The sequence below is a fragment of the Pseudoroseomonas cervicalis ATCC 49957 genome (genome assembly GCF_000164635.1).
In the GTDB taxonomy this organism is placed as follows: Bacteria; Pseudomonadota; Alphaproteobacteria; order Acetobacterales; family Acetobacteraceae; genus Pseudoroseomonas; species Pseudoroseomonas cervicalis.
Window position 1 is genome coordinate 1 of the sequence record NZ_GG771117.1, and the last position, 857, is coordinate 857.

The window sequence follows — 857 nt, forward strand, 5'->3', positions numbered from 1 at the left end:
CGCGCGGCCGGTCGGCGGCCAGGCCGTCGCGCAAGCTTTCCTCCACCGCCAGCGCCGGCCTTTCTTCGAGGGCCGTGGCGATGGGGCAGAGCAGTTCGAGCCGCGCCGCCGGGAAGGCACCGGCGATGCCGGCGCGCAGCGTGGCGTTGAGCTGGGCGCAGCTGGTGCGGCGGGAGGCGATGGCGGCCACCGCGTGGCGGGCCATGGTGTCCTCCAGCGCCGCCAGCCAGCGGGCGTCGCGCCGTCCCTCGGCGAGGAGGCGGTTGCGCTGGCTCATGGCGGATTCATAGGCCGCGACGTCGCGGGCATGGCTGGGCTCGCGCGCCCAGACCAGCCGGTCGAGGAATTTGCGGCGGCCGCTGGCGCCTTCCTGGAACAGCCGGTCCATCTGGGGAGTGAGCCAGAGGGCGGCGATCTGCGCCGAGAGCTCCGCCTGGCTGCGCAGCGGCGCGCCATCGAGGCGGAAGCCACGCCGGTCGCTGGCCGGGTCCTGGCCGGTGCCGATGGTCATGGGTCCGGCCGGGCCGTCGAAATGCCCGGCAATGGTCCAGGGGCGGCTCTCTTCGCCCTCCCGCCGGCCCAGCTCGCCCGCGCGGGCGTTGCGCAGCCCGCGGCCGGGGGTGAGGAGGGAGATGGCCTCCAGCAGGTTGGTCTTGCCCACGCCATTGCGCCCGGCGATGACGACAACCCCGGCCTGGAAGCGCAGATCGAGCTGCGCGTAGCTGCGGAAATCCTGCAGCATCAGGCGGGTCAGGCGCAGCGCGGGGGGGCTCGTCACGGCCGGGGAATTAGCACCGCGGGGGTACAAAAGCAAAACGCCGCCCTGGCTTGCGCGAGGGCGGTGCTTGTTCGGGCGA

General features: G+C 73.9%; 1 protein-coding gene. It reads right to left on the bottom strand.

What is annotated here, in order from left to right; translation table 11 throughout:
* The coding region (locus HMPREF0731_RS22070) for an AAA family ATPase (protein WP_007006485.1) at positions 1 to 778 on the bottom strand (778 nt) is incomplete at its 3' end.
* Between the last annotated feature and the right edge of the window lie 79 nt (positions 779 to 857).